Annotated in this window: 17 protein-coding genes; 12 read left to right on the top strand and 5 right to left on the bottom strand. The window is 59.6% G+C overall.

Annotation, left to right across the window (positions count from 1 at the left end):
- Positions 1-38 precede the first annotated feature (38 nt).
- The 3 genes from ACTQ4R_RS12450 to ACTQ4R_RS12440 form a co-directional block, all read right to left on the bottom strand.
- On the bottom strand, positions 39-926 hold the full coding sequence (locus tag ACTQ4R_RS12450) for a ribokinase (RefSeq protein WP_441629153.1): 888 nt from the start codon (positions 924-926) through the stop codon (positions 39-41).
- Positions 927-946: 20 nt separating this feature from the next.
- A complete protein-coding gene (locus tag ACTQ4R_RS12445; RefSeq protein ID WP_441629151.1) occupies positions 947-1,891 on the bottom strand; it encodes a nucleoside hydrolase in 945 nt (314 codons plus the stop codon).
- Positions 1,892-1,969: 78 nt separating this feature from the next.
- Positions 1,970-2,584: a single-stranded DNA-binding protein gene (locus ACTQ4R_RS12440; RefSeq protein ID WP_441629149.1), complete on the bottom strand. Its 615-nt coding sequence runs from the start codon at positions 2,582-2,584 to the stop codon at positions 1,970-1,972.
- 120 nt (positions 2,585-2,704) lie between these two features.
- Between ACTQ4R_RS12440 and ACTQ4R_RS12435 the strand changes: the two genes are divergently transcribed.
- The 3 genes from ACTQ4R_RS12435 to ACTQ4R_RS12425 all read left to right on the top strand — a co-directional run bounded on the left by ACTQ4R_RS12435 (position 2,705) and on the right by ACTQ4R_RS12425 (position 6,569).
- On the top strand, positions 2,705-3,877 hold the full coding sequence (locus ACTQ4R_RS12435) for a DUF2974 domain-containing protein (RefSeq protein WP_441629147.1): 1,173 nt from the start codon (positions 2,705-2,707) through the stop codon (positions 3,875-3,877).
- Positions 3,878-4,028: 151 nt separating this feature from the next.
- A complete protein-coding gene (locus ACTQ4R_RS12430) occupies positions 4,029-5,369 on the top strand; it encodes an MATE family efflux transporter (protein ID WP_441629145.1) in 1,341 nt (446 codons plus the stop codon).
- Positions 5,370-5,483: 114 nt separating this feature from the next.
- A complete protein-coding gene (locus ACTQ4R_RS12425) occupies positions 5,484-6,569 on the top strand; it encodes a phosphotransferase enzyme family protein (protein WP_441629143.1) in 1,086 nt (361 codons plus the stop codon).
- Between the two features lie 34 nt (positions 6,570-6,603).
- On the opposite strand, the gene ACTQ4R_RS12420 is transcribed toward ACTQ4R_RS12425, so the two are convergent.
- Together ACTQ4R_RS12420 and ACTQ4R_RS12415 are read right to left on the bottom strand one after the other, a co-directional pair.
- Positions 6,604-7,434, bottom strand: a complete 831-nt coding sequence (locus ACTQ4R_RS12420; RefSeq protein WP_441629142.1) for an amidohydrolase family protein — start codon at positions 7,432-7,434, stop codon at positions 6,604-6,606.
- A 169-nt stretch (positions 7,435-7,603) separates the two neighbouring features.
- Positions 7,604-8,068: a DUF4830 domain-containing protein gene (locus tag ACTQ4R_RS12415; RefSeq protein ID WP_441629140.1), complete on the bottom strand. Its 465-nt coding sequence runs from the start codon at positions 8,066-8,068 to the stop codon at positions 7,604-7,606.
- A gap of 91 nt (positions 8,069-8,159) precedes the next feature.
- On the opposite strand from ACTQ4R_RS12415, the gene ACTQ4R_RS12410 reads away from it, so the two are divergent.
- The 9 genes from ACTQ4R_RS12410 to ACTQ4R_RS12370 all read left to right on the top strand — a co-directional run bounded on the left by ACTQ4R_RS12410 (position 8,160) and on the right by ACTQ4R_RS12370 (position 17,131).
- Positions 8,160-8,876, top strand: coding sequence for a pseudouridine synthase (locus ACTQ4R_RS12410; protein WP_441629190.1), 717 nt, complete (start codon positions 8,160-8,162; stop codon positions 8,874-8,876).
- 155 nt (positions 8,877-9,031) lie between these two features.
- Positions 9,032-10,123: a PucR family transcriptional regulator gene (locus ACTQ4R_RS12405; protein ID WP_441629138.1), complete on the top strand. Its 1,092-nt coding sequence runs from the start codon at positions 9,032-9,034 to the stop codon at positions 10,121-10,123.
- 229 nt (positions 10,124-10,352) lie between these two features.
- Entirely contained in the window at positions 10,353-11,045 is a 693-nt protein-coding gene (gene ftsE, locus ACTQ4R_RS12400; protein ID WP_441629136.1) for a cell division ATP-binding protein FtsE, read from the top strand.
- Positions 11,038-11,925, top strand: coding sequence for a permease-like cell division protein FtsX (gene ftsX, locus ACTQ4R_RS12395; RefSeq protein WP_441629134.1), 888 nt, complete (start codon positions 11,038-11,040; stop codon positions 11,923-11,925). The genes ftsE and ftsX overlap by 8 nt, the downstream gene beginning before the upstream one ends.
- A gap of 23 nt (positions 11,926-11,948) precedes the next feature.
- Positions 11,949-13,145: a murein hydrolase activator EnvC family protein gene (locus ACTQ4R_RS12390; protein WP_441629132.1), complete on the top strand. Its 1,197-nt coding sequence runs from the start codon at positions 11,949-11,951 to the stop codon at positions 13,143-13,145.
- Between the two features lie 62 nt (positions 13,146-13,207).
- On the top strand, positions 13,208-13,948 hold the full coding sequence (locus ACTQ4R_RS12385; protein ID WP_441629130.1) for a hypothetical protein: 741 nt from the start codon (positions 13,208-13,210) through the stop codon (positions 13,946-13,948).
- A 153-nt stretch (positions 13,949-14,101) separates the two neighbouring features.
- On the top strand, positions 14,102-14,575 hold the full coding sequence (gene greA / locus ACTQ4R_RS12380) for a transcription elongation factor GreA (protein ID WP_441629128.1): 474 nt from the start codon (positions 14,102-14,104) through the stop codon (positions 14,573-14,575).
- A gap of 10 nt (positions 14,576-14,585) precedes the next feature.
- Positions 14,586-16,085: a lysine--tRNA ligase gene (lysS, locus tag ACTQ4R_RS12375; protein ID WP_441629126.1), complete on the top strand. Its 1,500-nt coding sequence runs from the start codon at positions 14,586-14,588 to the stop codon at positions 16,083-16,085.
- 131 nt (positions 16,086-16,216) lie between these two features.
- A complete protein-coding gene (locus ACTQ4R_RS12370) occupies positions 16,217-17,131 on the top strand; it encodes a hypothetical protein (RefSeq protein ID WP_441629124.1) in 915 nt (304 codons plus the stop codon).
- Positions 17,132-17,252: the final 121 nt, after the last annotated feature.

The raw sequence follows: 17,252 nt of genomic DNA, 5'->3' as shown, positions 1-17,252 counted from the left end.
CCCGGCGCCGCGCCGGGGTGCTGTTTCGTCTAAAACAATTATGCTCGCAAAAACGCCTGTACCTCTTCGTAGGAGGGAATGGAATCCGCCGCGCCGGGCCGGGTGACAGCCAGGGCGCTGGCCGCCGTGGCCAATTGCAGGCACGACTCCAGTGAGCCGCCCTCCGCCGCATGGCGCAGGAAGTAGCCGGTGAAGGTGTCTCCCGCCGCCGTGGTGTCCACCGCCTGCACCGTCATGGCGGGCACGTGGACGGTTTCACCGCCCCGGGCGGCCATGGAGCCGGCACCGCCCAGCGTCAGCACAATGGTGGTGTCCGGACACCGCTGCCCCAGCCGCCGCAGGATCTCCGCCGGTTCCTGGGTCCTGGCCAGATAGGCACCCTCCACCTCGTTCACCAGCAGCCACTCCAGCTTTTCCAGGGGGACCTGCTTCAAATTTTCATCGCTGGGCGCCGCGTTCAAAGCCACGCGCAGTCCCAGCTCCCAGGCGCGGCGAACAGCGTACGCCACGCAGGAGGTCTCGTTTTGCAGCAGGACGATGTCGCCCCGGCTGAACCGTGCCAAGACCGCGTCCACAGCCTCCTCCGTCAGAGCGTGATTGGCGCCGCTGTACAGAATGATGTCATTCTGGCCGGAGGGGTCCACCTGGATGATGGCGTGGCCGGTCTTATCCTCCACCTGGCGGATGTAGTCCGTATGGATGCCGGACTGGGCCAGCTTCTCCACAAGAAACAAACCCTCTTCGCCGATGCAGCCGGCGTGGTATACATCCAATCCCGCTTTCGCCGCCGCGATGGACTGGTTGAGGCCCTTACCGCCGCAGTTGATCTGCAGACGCAGAGAACTCAAAGTTTCGCCGGGCTGAACAAAGTGGGGCATTTCATAGACATAATCAATGTTCAAAGAGCCGATGTTCAAAACGCGCATATGGGGTCCTCCTTTGTAGATCAAGTAAAGGCGGTGATCAGCTTTTCCACCGCCTTGCGGGCGTCGACCTCCGTGCAGATGGAAAGATACGGCGCGTCAATGGGGTGCTCCCGGAAATCCGCCACCACCATGCCCCGGCAGAAGGTGCCGCCGCATTCCACCCGGGCGGGGGCTTTGCGGATGGTCACAAGGCTGGGGTCCACCGCCGCCAGCACCGCCAGGGGGTCGTGGACCGGGCAGTGGTCCAGACAGTTGTTCTGCAGGCGGTTGAAGCGGTAGTATACATCCATGGCCTGCCGGATATAGGCGGCGATGGGCCGGTTTTCCTCCCGGGCGTATTTTTCCAGCATGTCCAGGTGGTGGGCGGTGAGGCGCACCTGCATGGTCACGTCCAGGCCCACCATGGTCAGGTCCAGGCCTGAGCGGAACACCAGGTCCGCCGCCTCCGGGTCACCGGCCAGGTTGGCCTCGCACACCGGGGACACGTTGCCGGGGTGGTGGAGCGTGCCCCCCATGAACACCACATTTTTCACCAGCGGCACGATGTCCGGCGCCTTTTCCAGTGCCAAGGCCAGATTTGTCATGCGGCCCAGGGTCACCAGCGTCAGCTGGTGGGGATGCTCCCGGATCATGCGGATGATGAAATCGCAGGCCGGCTCCGCCAGCGGCTTCTGCGGCGACACCGGCAGCTCCACGTCTCCGATGCCGTTGCGGCCGTGGATGTGGGGCACCGGCCCGGCCCACTGCCCCACCAGAGGCTTGTTGGCACCGATGGCCACCGGCACCTCATAGGGCGGCTGCACCATGTGGATGAGCCGCAGGGTGTTTTCCGCCGCTTGGGCGGCGCTGGTGTTGCCGCAGCCGGTGGTCACGCCCACCACGCGGACGCCGGGCTGTTTTAAGGCGAACAGGATGGCAATGGAATCGTCAATGCCGGTGTCCGCGTCGATCAAGATCTTCTGCATATGTGTGCTCCCGTTCAAAAGTCATTCTGCACCGATTATATTTCTTTTCGGCGGGAATTACAAGAGCCGCCCGGCCTGTCAGCACTCCGGCGGGGGAGCCTCCTCCAGTAAATGCATCATGGATACCTCGTAGGCGGTTCGCTCCTGGGTGCCGTTCTCCGTGACCTTGTGATAGAGGCGGCTCTGGACCCGGCCCTCCAGGGCGATGGGGTCCCCCACCGCCAGACGGCTGGACCGCACCGCCAGCTGGCCCCAGGCGATGACCGGCAGGTAGTCGGCCCGGCCGTACCGGCGGGGCACCGCCAGCATCAGATCGCAGATGCTGCGGCCTAGGGGTGTTTTCCGGAAGATCGGCGGCTTGCACAGGGCGCCTGAAAGGACGATGCGGTTGCAGGGCTGTCCGGCGGGCGGCTCCGTGTCCGTGGCGTATACACTGAGGACCAGCCGGTTCCCCACGCCGCTGCGGTTGTTGAAGGAGCGCAGCTGGCCCCGGACCCGGAGCGGAGTATTCGGCACCGCCTGGGCCAGCATCGGCTCCGGCAGCAGCACCGGCAGCAGGTCTGCCTGGCCGGACAGCCGGGGGATCTCCATCAAAAAGCGGTAAAAGCGGGTGCCGTGGTTTTCATGGGACCATTCCGGTGCGCCGGAAACCTGTCCCTCCAGCAGCACATCGTTGTTTCTGGCAGTTGTCATTGTCGTCCACCTCTCGGTTGTGATGGTGCAGTGTATGAGAGGAGGCGGACGGATAGACCTCTTGTGTCCGGGAAAAATATAGCATATAATATGGTGTATTTATCAAACAGGAGGCTGCCCATGGCAAACCTATTGGATTATCTGGACTGGCGGGGAGACCTGACACTGGAGCAGGCCCCCTTCAACGAGGTGGACAATCTCATTCTGGCGGAGCTGTCCTTTGTGGACTTCGCCGGCATCGTTCCCGCCCCGGGAGAGGGGGAGAGCGTGCCGCTCCACCAGGCGGCGGAGGCCTTTTTTAAAACCGTTCCCGCGGGGGAGAAGATCGAAATGGGCGTCCTGGTGCCGGACGCCATTCCGGACATGCTGCGGAAAATGGCGGATTCCAACCGCTTCCGGGACATGAAGCTCAACTGCTTTGTCAGTTGGCTGGACACGGAAAAGGCGGAGCAGTTCGCGGCGCTGACCGTGGAGACGGGGGACGGGCTTTTGTACCTGTCCTTCCGGGGAACGGACGACACCCTGGCCGGCTGGAAGGAGGATTTTCTCCTGGCCTGTCTGCCCGAGATCCCGGCCCAGAAAATGGCGGTGCAGTACGTGCGGGATGTGGCCCGGCAGTTCCCCCGCAGGCGTCTGCGGCTGGGAGGCCACTCCAAGGGCGGCAACCTGGCGGTGTACGCCGGCGTATACGCCCCCGGCTCCATCCAAAAGCGCATCCACGCCATCTGGTCCAACGACGGCCCCGGATTCCACGATGACATCCTGGACCTGCCGGAGCACCAGCGGGTGGCGGACCGCATCGTGTCCATCGTGCCCAAGTCCTCGGTGGTGGGGATGCTGCTGGAGCACGAGGAGGACTACACCGTAGTGGACAGCAGCCAGCAGGGGCTCATGCAGCACGACGGCTTTTCCTGGGAGGTGCTGGGAGACCATTTCGTCAAGCTCCGCAGCGTCACCCGGCAGGGCCATCTCAACGACCTGACGCTGAAGGAGTGGGTCCATAACATGCCCCTGGACCAGCGCGAGAAGTTCGTGGACGGATTGTTCACCGTGCTGTCCGCCTCCGGCGCTGTGACGCTGACGGACTTGAAGGAGGAGAGTCTCAAGGCGGCGGGAGCCATGGTCCGTGCCATGAAGGACATGGAAAAGGACACTCGGGACGCGCTGGTCTACGCCGTCCGGCTGCTGTTCCGCTGCAACGCCAAGGTGCTGCTGGAGGAGTGGCAGCAGGACTATGAGAAAAAGCCCCGGAAAAAGTGGACTCACAAAAAGGAAGAACCTTCCGGTCAATGAGGGCAAGCCTCTTGACAACTGCCGGAGCATGTGGTAAATTTGACTGCGTTCATCGGAGGCTTATGACCGCAGTCATAAAGCTGGATAAGATGCCGGGTGTCGCCCGGAGTCTTGTCCGGCTTTTTTGTTTGCCCTCCCGGGGAGGCTTTTTATGAAACAACATCAAGACTTTACACAAGGCCCCATCCTCCCGGTGCTGCTGCGCTTTGCCCTGCCGGTGCTGCTGGCGCTGCTGCTGCAGGCTATGTACGGCGCCGTGGACCTGCAGGTGGTGGGCAGGTTCGGCACGGCGGCGGATATTTCCGCCGTGTCCACCGGCAGCCAGATCATGCATACGGTCACCACGGTCATCACCGGCCTTGCCATGGGCGTCACCGTCCTGCTGGGCCAGAAGATCGGCGAAGGCAACCGGACGGAGGCCGGAGCGGTGGTGGGCGGCGGCATCTGCCTGTTTACGGTGTTGGCGCTGGCGGTGACGGCAGTTCTGCTGGCGGCGGCACCCCGGCTGGCGGTGGTGATGCAGGCACCGGCGGGCGCCTTTGCCGGCACCGTCAGATATGTGCGGCTGTGTGCCGCCGGCGGTGTGTTCATTGTGGCCTACAACCTGCTGGGCAGCATTTTCCGGGGGGTGGGCGATTCCACGATGCCGCTTCTCACGGTGCTCATCGCCTGCGTGCTGAATATCGCGGGGGATGTGCTGCTGGTGGGTATCTTCCGCATGGGCGTGGCCGGCGCCGCCATCGCCACGGTGTTTGCCCAGGCGGTAAGCGTTGTGATCTCCCTGGTGCTGCTCCGCCGGCGGCAGCTGCCCTTTGCCCTGCCCCGGAGCGCGGTACGTTTCAACGGCGCCATCATGAGGAAGATCCTCCGTCTGGGCACGCCGGTTGCCCTGCAGGACCTGCTGGTGAGCATTTCCTTTCTGGTGGTCATCGCCATTGCCAACGCCATGGGCGTGACGGCCTCCGCCGGCGTGGGCGTGGCGGAGAAGCTGTGCGCCTTCGTCATGTTGGTCCCGTCGGCCTATATGCAGTCCATGTCCGCCTTCGTGGCCCAGAACATCGGCGCGGGCCGGGAGGACCGGGCCCGCCGGGCGCTGTGGATCGGGGTCACGTCCTCTCTGGTCTGCGGCGCGGTCATGGCCTGGGGCGCCTTCTTCCACGGGGACCTGCTGGCGGGACTGTTCGCCGCGGACGCGGCTGTGGTGGACGCCGCCTGGGAGTATTTGAAGGCCTATGCCATCGACTGCCTGCTGACCAGCTTCCTGTTTTGCTTTGTAGGCTATTTCAATGGCCGGGGACAGACCCTGTTCGTCATGGCCCAGGGCTTCCTGGGGGCGTTTGGCGTGCGGCTGCCGGTGGCGCTGCTGGTGGGCCGCAGGGCTGGCAGCCTGTTCCACCTGGGATTGTCCACCCCGGCGTCCACGGTGGTCCAGATCGTTTTGTGCCTGGTTTGGTTTTTCAAAAAGGAACACGTGAAGTCTGAAACTCCGTGAAACCATCTGTTTACAAACGGCGTCCGGGATGCTATACTCCATAATCAGAGTATAATTGGATAATTGTGTGCCAAAACACACGCAAGATAGAGGAAAAACGGAGGGAGCATCCCTGTGGAGATAAAGGACAAGCTGCAAAAGGTCTGCGAGGCGTTCCGCATCGAGGGCAAGCTCGTGGGCTATGAGCAGATCAAGGCGGGCAATGTGAACTGGACCTACAAGGTCACCTACCGCCGCCCGGGCGGGCAGGTAAAGCAGTACATCGTGCAGCGGGTGAATACATACGCTTTCCGCAAGCCGGAGCAGCTCATGCACAACGCAGACCTGGTGACGGAGCACATCCGGGCCAAGAAGCAGGGCCAGACCGCCCTGCACTACCACCACACCCAGGAGCGGAAAACCTTTATTTACGACGAGGAGAACTGCTTCTGGCGCCTTTGTAACTTCATCCCCTCCATCACATACAGCGAGACCCTGGACGAGAAGATCCTGCGGCAGACCGGCGCGGCCTTCGGCGAGTTCCAGATGCTGCTGTCGGACTTTCCGGCCGCGGAGCTGTACGAGACCATCCCCAACTTCCACAATACGCCCAAGCGGCTGGAGGCGTTGTTCGCCGATGCGGAGAAAGATCCCTTGGGCCGGGCTGCGGAGGCGCGGGAGGAGCTGGCCTACATCGCCTCCATCCGGGAGGAGGCGGAGAAACTGACCCGCATGCATGAGCAGGGGCGCCTGCCCATCCGGGTCACCCACAACGATACGAAGATCAACAACGTCCTCTTTGACGAAAATACCCATGAGGCCCTGGCCATCGTGGACCTGGACACGGTGATGCCGGGCCTGGTGGGCCATGACTTTGGCGACGGTATCCGCTTTGCCACCAACTTTGTGGCGGAGGACTGCCCGGATTGGCGGCGGGCCGGCTGCGATCTGGAGAAGTTCCGCCAGTTCACGGAGGGCTTTTTGTCCCAGGTGTCCGGCATGCTGACCATTGAGGAGCGCCGGTCCCTGGCTTTGAGCGTGTTTGCCATCACGGTGGAGTTGGCCAGCCGCTTTTTGGACGATTACCTGGTGGGTGACCTGTATTTCAACATCCACTACCCGGACCACAATCTGGTGCGTACCCGCTGCCAGCTGGCCATGGCCCGGGATGTGCACCGGAAGCTGGACCAGATGCAGGCCATCGTGGATGGCTGCTGCTGAGCAAAAAACTCCGATGGTATACCATCGGAGTTTTTTACTGCAGGCTCAAGCCGTATACGCGGTCAGCGTTTTGAAAAAACACCCGCTCCCAGTATTTCTCCGGGATCAAGGCCCGGATGAAGGCGATATACTCGCCTAGGTTCACGATGGGCCAGTCGGTGCCGAAGAGCAGGTCATCCCAGCGCCCAATGGCGGTGAGCCACGTTTTCAGCAGGGAAACATAGCCTGCCTGTTCCCGCAGGTAGATCTCCAGGTCTACCCGGCCCTCCAAGAGGCCGGACAGGTCGGCGGCTACGTTGGGGTTTTTCTCCACCACGGCGGCAGCGGCGTCCAGAAAGGGATTGCCGAAGTGGCACATGACAAAGCGGGTGCCCGGGTGGTCGGCGGCCACCTCGTCCAGCACCAGGGGGTGGCAGTATTTCAGATGCGCCCGGGGACCGGCGGAAAGACCCATGTGGACCGCCACGGGCTTGTCATACCGGGCGGCCAGGGCATAGATGGGCTCGTACAGGGGGTCCGTCAGCCAGATGTGGTTGTAGCCGGGATACAGCTTTACGCCGCAGCAGGCCTCCCGCTTCAAATTCTCCTCCGCCAGCCGGACAAGGTCATCCGGGGCGGCGGCGCCGTCCTCCGGCAGCAGGGAGCTGTCCAGCCCGACGCAGTAGTGGAAGAGGTCCGTGGGATAGTCGTGGTAGGAGGGGTCCATGCTGTGGTTGCCCATGACCACGCCGTGGACGATGTTCAGTTCCCCGTAGACCTGCCGCAGGTGGTGGACGCTGTTGCGGTGGCCCACGGCCACGGCCATGGCTTCCACCTTGGCGCTGTCGGCGGGGAACAGGTGCAGATGGGCGTCGATGATCTTCATAGGTATCTCCTTTGGAATACTTGGGCGGCGGACCGCCTGCCTGCGTGGCTGCCGCCGCGCAAATAAACCGCAAAGCGGTTTATTCAGCAGACATTATTATAGCAGGCTTTTCCCGCGGTGGAAAGCGGAAATATACGCCGCCTGCCGCATCAGCGGCAGGCGGCGCTACTCAGCTCTTCGGAAACGCCAGCCCGGTCTGGAAGCCGTCGGCACCGGTGCAGAAAATGTCTCCCGCCGCAGGCCGGTCCCCGCATACGTACAGGTTGGCCTGGACGCCCTGGGCCCTGCCGGGGTAGTTGGTGACGGCGTAGGTGTAGCGGGCCACCTGCTTTCCGCAGCAGGCGGACAGATCAAAGCCCTGGCTTTTCTGCAGGTCATTATAGGTGAGGTAGGGCTCTTCCAGGGTGTCCGGCAGCAGGAACTGCAGTGTCTCCAGAGGCTCCGGCTCCACCTCCCAGCCAAAGGAGCACAGGTATGTCACCCGGTCGGCGTTGGTGAGCAGCTGGGGCGTGGCTGACGGCTTTGGCTGCTGCCGGCCGGCGAACAGGCAGATGAGGGCGGCCATGACGGCCCCCAGTGCGATGATCATGAGTACGGCCCGTTTTTTGGAGAGCCGTGCGGTCCAAATAAGCATATCCATCCCTCCTGCAATTTCCTATTCATTTTTTGGCGGGAATATGATAGGATAGGCAGCGAAATGAAGAAACGGAGGCACAGTCATGGCGCTGCAGCGACTGGACAAGATCATAGCGTCCACCGGCCGGTGGTCCCGGCGGGAGGTGAAGAGCTTGATTCGCCAGGGACGGGTACTGGTGGACGGCGTTCCGGCACGGTCGGCGGAGGACAAGGCGGACCCGGAGACGGCGGATATCGCGGTGAATGGGGAGCGCATCCTCTACCGCCGCTACACCTGGGTGATGCTGAACAAACCCGCCGGTTACCTCTCCGCCACGGAGGACGGACGGGGGCCCACGGTGCTGGACCTGCTGCCGCCGGAGCTGCGGAAACAAAATCTGTTTCCGGTGGGCCGTCTGGACAAAGACACGGAGGGGCTGCTGCTTTTGACCAACGAGGGACAGCTGGCCCATGAGCTGCTCTCCCCGCGGCACCATGTAAACAAGGTCTATTACACCCAGGTGGCGGGCCGATTGACCGAGGAGGACTGCCGTGCCTTTGCCGTCGGCATGACCCTGGACGACGGCCTTGTGTGCCTTCCCGCCGGACTGGAGGTCCTCTCTGTTGGGGAGGAGAGCGAAGCTCTTGTTACCCTTCGGGAGGGAAAATTCCATCAAGTGAAGCGGATGCTGGCCCAACGGGGCAAGCCAGTGGTTTATTTGGAGCGGGTCCGCATGGGCAATCTGCCATTGGACCCGGCGCTGCCCAGGGGGGAATACCGTTTTTTGACGGCGGAAGAAGTGGAAAATTTAAGAAATCCTCAATAATCACCAAACGAAACTCAAATGTTCAACAAAAAGCAAACGATTTTTTTGTCGAAAAGAGAAAAAACATCTTGCGTTTCGTCAAAATTGCCGATATAATGTAGACATTGACAAAATGCACAAAGACTCCCGTGTGATTTTAGGTGAGGAGGGCAGCCATGTCTGGAAGAATTTTTCAAAATGTGGTTTTGCAGTTAAAGGAGAATACGGACCGTACCGTTGGCGTTATCGATGCGGAGGGCATCGTCATCGCCTGCAGCGAATTGTCCATGATCGGTCAGCGCTGGGCGGAGCATGTGCCCGTGGTGAACAACGCCGCCGGGTCCATGGTCACATCCGACGGAAAGACCTTCAAGGCGCTCAACGGCTGGGGCAACCAGTTTGACTACGCCGCCTTCGCTTTTGGCGACAACGAGATCAGCAAGACGGTCTGCTCCATGGCCACTGTGGCCTTAAATGCCGCCAAGTCCTACTATGAGGAAAAGCATGACCGGGGTTCTTTTGTCAAGGACATCATCTCCGACAATATCATGCTGGGAGACATCTATATGCGGGCCAAGGAACTGCGGGTCACGGCGGACGTGCCCCGGGGCGTATTTGTGGTGCGCTCTTTGAAAAAGGGGGAATCCGTCCCCACGGATGTGATCCAGTCCCTGTTCCCTGACCGGCAGAATGATTTCGTCCTCAGCATCGGCGAGGGCGATGTGGTCCTCATCCGCCAGATGGCGGAGGGCGCCGGCATCAAGGAACTGAACAAGATCGCCTCCTCCATCGAGGAGACCCTCCGCTCCGGCAGCGAGTCCACTGTGGTGGTGGGCATCGGCACTGTGGCCACCCATCTTCGGGACCTGGCCAAGAGCTACAAGGAGGCCAATATCGCCATTGAGGTGGGCAAGGTCTTTGACACGGAGAAATACGTCATCAACTACGAGAACCTGGGCATCGGCCGCTTGATCTACCAGCTGCCCACGACTTTGTGCGAGATGTTCCTCCAGGAGGTCTTTAAGAAGAACCCCATCGACGCTTTGGACAAGGAGACACTCTTCACCATCCACAAGTTCTTCGAGAACAACCTCAACGTCTCCGAGACGGCGAGAAAGCTTTTCGTCCACCGCAACACTCTGGTGTACCGGCTGGAGAAGATCAAGAAGCTCACAGGTCTGGACCTGCGGGAATTCGACGATGCCATCACCTTCAAGGTGGCCCTCATGGTCAAGAAGTACTTGACCAGCCGGGGCATCGATTCCTAAACTGTATCATCGGAAAAAGCCCCGGCTGCCATGCAGCCGGGGCTTTTTGCGGCATGACCGGTTCCATGAGGACCGGAAAGTTTCTCAAATAATTGTCAAGAGATATTGCGCGGAAGCGGAAAACCGTATATAATGTGATTTGTTCAAGAATTATGTCGACCTGCCTGCAAAATAGGGAAGATTTGCCGGTAGGGAGACTGAATCCATATGAAACCTGCGAGGTGCCCAAATGATTCGTTTAAAAGATGTGGAGATGGAGTACGACAACGGGACCAAGGCCATTCGCGGCATCAGCCTCACCATTGAGGACGGGGAATTCGTCTTTCTGGTGGGACCTTCCGGCTCCGGCAAATCCACTATTATCAAGCTGCTGACCGGCGAGGTGGAGCCCTGTGCCGGCCGCATCATGCTCAACGGCTTTTCCGTCAGCAACATTTCCAACCGGCAGATCCCCCTCATGCGCAGGACCTTGGGCGTTATTTTCCAGGACTTCCGCCTCATTGAAAAAAAGACCGTGTATGATAACCTGGCCTTCGTCATGCGGGCGGTAGGCGCCAGCCCCAAGCAGATCCGGGAGCGGATCCCGTATGTTTTGAACCTGGTGGGTTTGGCGGAAAAGGCCAGCAGCTATCCCACGGAGCTCTCCGGAGGCGAGCAGCAGCGGGTGGCCATTGCCCGTGCCCTGGTGAACAATCCGGACACCATCATCGCCGACGAGCCCACCGGAAACCTGGACCCGGAGCGGTCCCTGGAGCTGATGGGGCTTTTGGTGAAGATCAACGAGCTGGGCACCACCGTGGTGGTGGTGACCCACGAAAAGGATCTGGTGGACCACTTCGGCAAGCGGGTCATCACCATCGATTCCGGCCACGTCATCAACGACAGCGTGGGCGGCTATGTGGGAGGGCATATCCATGGCTAAGCACGATTTCCGCTACTTTGCCCACGAGGGCCTTTCCAACATGTTCAGCCATGGCTTCATGTCCTTTGCCGCCATCGGCATCACCGTGGCGTGCCTGCTCATCATGGGCACCTTCACCCTGGTGGCGGTGAACGCCAACGAGCTGCTGCGGGACCTGGAGCAGGAAAACGAGATCCTGGCCTATGTGGACGACAGCTATGACGAAGCCCAGGCAAGAGCCCTGGAAAAAAAGCTCTTGAGCATTCCCAATGTGGCCTCCGCCACCTTTATCAGCAAGGAGGAGGCCATGGAGAATTTTGTGGAGCAGTACCCGGATGAGGCCTTGTTCCAGGACCTGGACCCGGAGATCCTTCGGGACCGCTACGCCATCAAAATCGCGAACCTGCGGCAGCAAAAGCAGACTGTGGAGCGGGTAAAGGCGGTGGAGGGCATCGCCAAGGTCAACGCCTACGAGGAGATCGCCGGCGGCTTTATCACCGTGCGGAATGTGGCCACGGTGGTGTGCGTGGCCCTCATTGCCATTTTGTTCGTGGTGTCGGTGTTCATCATCTCCAACACCATCAAGCTCACCACCTTTGACCGGCGGGAGGAGATCGCCATTATGCGGATGGTGGGCGCTACCAACGGCTTTATCCGCTGGCCCTTTGTGTATGAGGGGTTCCTGTTTGGCATTTTGGGCGCGGCGATGGCGTTCCTGCTCCAGTGGGGACTGTATGAGGCTGTGGCCCGGGGCGTGGCTAACAACGATACCCTCCAGCTTATCAGTATCATTCCATTTACGGATATGTGGGTGCCTGTGGCTGTTTCCTTTGCAGTGGCGGGTATTATCATCGGCGTGGGCGGCAGCTTGTCCGCCATCCGCAAGTTCCTGCAGGTATGACGGGGGAAAGGAGACTGAATCACATGAAAAAAGCAGCCCGTCTCCTCACGGCCCTGCTGCTGGCCCTAACGCTGACGGCAGCGGAGCTGACACCGGCCCTGGCGGTGACCCAAGCGGACATTGACGCCTTGAAAAATGACGCCGCGGACCTCACCAGCCAGAGAAAAGAGCTGGAGAGCAAGCTGGACGCGCTGAAGGACGACAAGAGTCAAGCGCTGGCAAAAAAGCAGCTGCTGGACCAGAAGGTGACCAATACCGCGGCCCAGATCAAAAACGTGGAGGCACAGATCGCCGACTACGCCGCCCTCATCACCCAGACGGAGGCGGAGCTGTTGGACGCCCAGCAGCGGGAGGAAGCCCAGTACGAGCTGTTCTGCACCCGGGTCCGGGCCATGGAGGAGCGGGGCAAGGTCTCCTACTGGTCTGTGCTGTTCAAGGCGGAGAGCTTCACTGACCTTTTGGGCCGGATGGACATTGTCAACGAGATCATGGACGCAGACCAGGCGGTCATCGACCAGCTGCAGGCGCTGCAGGTGGAGATCGAGGAAAAAAAGGCATCCCTGGAGGCCAGCAAGGCTGAATCCGAGGCAGCCAAGGCGGACTTGGTGGCCAAGAAAACAGAGCTGGATGCCCAGCGCAAAGAGGCCATCGCATTGGTGAACGAGATCAACGACAACGAAAATGAATACAAGGAGACCCTGGACGAGCTGGACAAAGAGGAAGAGCGTATCCAGGCCATGATCGTCAAGAAATCCAAGGAGCTGGCCGCCCAGCAGGCGGCCCAGAACGGCGGTACCTCCAACGCGGCCCTAGGCGGCTACATCTGGCCGGTGAGCAGCCATTACATCACCTCCACCTTCGGTGGCCGAGCCTCCCCCGGCGGTATCGGCTCCACCAACCACAAGGGCATCGACATCGGCCGGGTGGGCTACACCACGGAGATTCACGCCGCCAAGGCGGGCACCGTCATCGTCTCCCAGTACTCCAGCTCCTACGGCAACTATGTGGTGGTGAGCCACGGCAGCGGCAACACAACGCTGTATGCCCATATGAGCAGCCGGAAGGTCAGCGTGGGAGCTTACGTCAATCAAGGAGATGTGCTGGGGATCACCGGCTCCACCGGCCACTCCACAGGTCCCCACCTTCATTTTGAAATTTCGGAAAACGGCGTTCGCATCAACCCGCTCAATTATCTCACCGGCTATACGTTGGCCGGATAAGCGACATAAAACCGCCTCCCGCTCCATACCATGGAGCGGGAGGCGGTTTTGCTATGATGGGAATGTTATTATGGAAAAGCCCGGAGCCCGGTAAACGGGAGAAAAAGGTGGTGTTGACGGAGCGGAGCGTCCTGCATATGCGTTTTGCCTGCGCGGAGGTGATCCGGGGCCGCAAAACGCCGGAGGCTGTGCTGCGGCGGCGGGTGCTGGCCGCAGCGAAAAAGCTCCATCAAGCGGGGGTGGTCCGGGCGGTGCTGCCGGCGGAGTTTCCCTTTGGAAGGGAACTGGAAAAATACGCGATCCGTCCGGTGTCCACCCTGCCGCTGCGGCGGGCCCTGGCGGCCCAAACCGTGAGCTGGCGCCTGGAACGGCTGGGGGTGGATGGCGGCGCCCGGGTGGCTGTGGCCGGAGAGCAGCTGACCGGGGAACTGGTGCGGACGGTGACGGAGCTTGCCCTGCGTTACCGCTATGTGCTGCTGGACCTGCCCTACGGCGCCGAGGAGTTGGGACGCCAGCTGCGGCGTGAGTACGGCGTGTCACTGCTGCTGAGCCCTTCCGCGGAGCAGCTGGAGGGGGCGGAAGCCTTGGTGCTGTTCGGTGAACGGCGGGACTTAAAGCGGAAAAATCCGGTGGTGCTGGCGCTGTATGAGGGCGGCGGAGAGGATCTGCCTCCGCTGGTGCTGCCGCCGGCCATGGAGGAACGGCTCATCGGCGGGTGCGACCGTCCGCAGCTGCTCTGCGCCCTGCGGGAGGCGGGTGCTATTCGGCCGGGACAGATCAGTCTCGGAACGTCAAAGGGGTAAAAAGGGGGAAAGCAGGCATGTTTTCGGCAAAAACGTGTCTTGATGCCTGGGTTTTGCTTGACATTCCATTTGCCAGCCACTATAATATTACCCTGGTATATTCAAGGGCGGAAACGGCGCCCTTATCAAAAGATAGGAAAGGACAATGCGCACATGGAAAAAGAATATAAAATGAGTGCGGCCCGCGCCCAGGAACTGCAGGAAGAGCTGAATTATTTGAAGACTACCCGCTCCGATGAGGTGGCCGAACAGATCAAGGTAGCCCGGGGCTTTGGCGACCTGTCCGAAAACAGCGAGTATGACGAGGCGAAGAACGAGCAGGGCAAGCTGTATTCCCGTATCGCCGAGCTGGAGGAGATCCTGCAGCACGTGGTCATCGTGGACGAGAGCAACGCCCCCACCAACGTGGTCACCATCGGCTGCAAGGTGACGGTGGCGGATGCCAGCGGCAAGGAGCTGCCCGCCTATAAGATCGTGGGCTCCCAGGAGGCCGATCCCATGCACGGCATCATCTCCGAGGAATCCCCCTTCGGCAAGGCCCTCATCGGCGCCAAGGAGGGAGACACCGTCACGGTGGAAGCGCCCCGGGGCTCCATCAACTACACGGTGCGCAAAATCGAGCGGTAAGGAGAAGAACATGGCTGAACAGAAGACAACCCAGCAGCCGGAGCAGGATCTGAGCCAGCAGACCAAGGTCCGCCGGGAGAAGCTGGCCACCCTCCAGGCGGAGGGCCAGGACCCCTTCCGGGAGACCCGGTTCGACTGGGACGCGACTTCCCAGCAGATCAAGGACAACTTTGACGCCATGGAGGGCAAGGCCGTGAAGGTGGCCGGCCGTCTCATGAGCAAGCGGGGCATGGGCAAGGTCAGCTTCTGCGACCTCCAGGACCGGGATGGCCGCATCCAGCTCTACGCCCGCCAGGACGAGATGGACGAGGCGGTCTATAAGAAGTTCAAGAAGTTCGACATCGGCGACATCGTGGGTGTGGACGGCGAGGTGTTCCGCACCCAGCGGGGCGAGATGAGCGTCCGCGCCAAGAACATCACCCTGCTGAGCAAATCTCTGCTGCCCCTGCCGGAGAAGTTCCACGGCCTCCAGGACAAGGAGCTGCGGTTCCGGCAGCGGTATGTGGACCTGATGGTGAACCCCGATGTGAAGCGGAATTTCGTTATCCGCTCCCAGTTCATCAAGTTTATGCGGAACTATCTGGATGACATGGGTTATATCGAGGTGGAGACCCCGGTGCTGAACACCATCGCCGGCGGCGCCGCCGCCCGGCCCTTCATCACCCACCACAACACCCTGGACATCGACATGTACATGCGCATCGCCACGGAGCTGCCGCTGAAGCGGCTCATCGTGGGCGGCATGGACCGGGTGTACGAGATCGGCCGCATCTTCCGCAACGAGGGCATGGACCCCAAGCACAATCCGGAGTTCACCACCGTGGAGCTGTACCAGGCTTACACCGATTTCCACGGTATGATGGACATTGCCGAGGGGATTATCTCCGGCGCCGCTCAGAAGATTTTGGGCACCTACCAGGTGGAGTGGCAGGGCGAGCAGATCGACTTGACCCCCGGCTGGCGCCGCTTGACCATGGTGGACGCGGTGAAGGAGCATGTGGGCATCGACTTCGGCGCCATCACCGACGACGCGGAGGCCGTGGCCGCCGCCAAGGCCGTGGGCGTGGAGCTGGCGGACGCCGCCGAAAAGACCTGGGGCAATGCCCTGTACGCCTGCTTCGACCAGCGGGTGGAGGAGAAGCTCATCCAGCCTACCTTTATCACTATGTATCCCGTGGAGGTCTCGCCCTTGACCAAGCGCAGCCCGGCCGACCCCCGCCTGACGGAGCGGTTTGAGCTGTTTATCTGCCGCAGCGAGCTGGCCAATGCCTATTCCGAGCTGAACGACCCCATCGACCAGCGCCAGCGCTTTGAAAAGCAGGTGGAGCAGCGGGAGCGGGGCGACGATGAGACGGAGATGCTGGACGAGGATTTCCTCAACGCCCTGGAGTACGGCATGCCCCCCACCGGCGGCATGGGCATGGGCATCGACCGCTGCGTCATGCTGCTGACCGGCGCCGACACCATCCGGGAAGTCATTCTCTTCCCCACGATGAAGCCTTTGGACTGAAAAATATTGTAATATCAGCGTTTTTTGACTATAATGGTTGTGATTTACGACCATCTTACGACCAATTATTGAGAACACGCTCAAAGGAGAGGTGGTACGTTGAGTATCGCCTCTCTTTTTTAATTCGTTGCATGAAAGCAGAAAGGAATATCAAGATGTGTGCAATGGTTTCCCTTGATGAGTTTTGTGACGACTTTTTGAATTGGTTTGATGCGGATTTGAGTGTTAAATATCAAAATGGAATTAGTCAAAACGTGGTGCTGTTTATAAAGCAACGGTATCCTTCTGCTCTTGATTCGATTGAGAATCCAACTACAGTTGATACAAAACTGTTGGGTAAGAATTTTGCAAATGTGTATATGAAGAAGTATCCTCAAGACCTCAGTGCATGGGACCTTGCATGCAAAGCCCTAAATCATGTAGGGCTTCCCCCGGAAGGAATGTCTGTGGAGTCGCTTGAGAAAAAAATAAGGGAAGTGTTGGATTGTCCAGAGTATATTAACCAAACGTATATAAAGCGTGTTCAAGGAGGGGCAAATGTCTTTTGCCTCAATTGCGCGTTAGAACTTGAGATTACCTCGCATGAGGATGTTGTCAAGCTTATAAGAAAGCAGATTGCAAAAGCTGAGAAAAAACATGGGGATGATGTTAGAACTGGAGAAAGCGACACATATTCTCCCGAATGGAGAAAATATGAGTTGGAAAAAGCTATGATTAAATATGAAGATGAGAGGGCAGAGGACAGTAATGAATTAACAGGCAATGCAAATCAAACAAAAACGGATGAGCTTTATTATATGGTAAAAGCTCTGTTTTCACTTTTTTTTACAGATTTTGATTTTGCGTCCTTGGAGACAGACATGAGCGAGTGCAGCGCATTAGATGAGGCTAAAGATTTTGGGGAGCGTTATCAATATCTTAATGATTTACTTAACAGCCCCAACTTTAATTGGAAGTATTACAGTATAAAAACTGGGGACGTGCTTTTAGAAAAAGTTGCTGAGAAAATAGCGGAAAAAGTTATAGAACGGATGAATGAGAAATAGAGCATCTAACCAATAAATCTTGCTAATGTTTGTCAAGGACTTTTTCTGAAAACTACAACGCAAAAATGGCGCACCAAATTAACCCATCAGATTGCGGGCTTTGAAAAAATGATGTAGAATC

Origin of the sequence: Dysosmobacter sp. Sow4_B12 (assembly GCF_052116665.1) — a bacterium.
Taxonomy (GTDB): domain Bacteria; phylum Bacillota; class Clostridia; order Oscillospirales; family Oscillospiraceae; genus Oscillibacter.
Note: the sequence above shows the minus strand (reverse complement) of the source record. Positions and strands in the feature narration are given on the sequence as shown.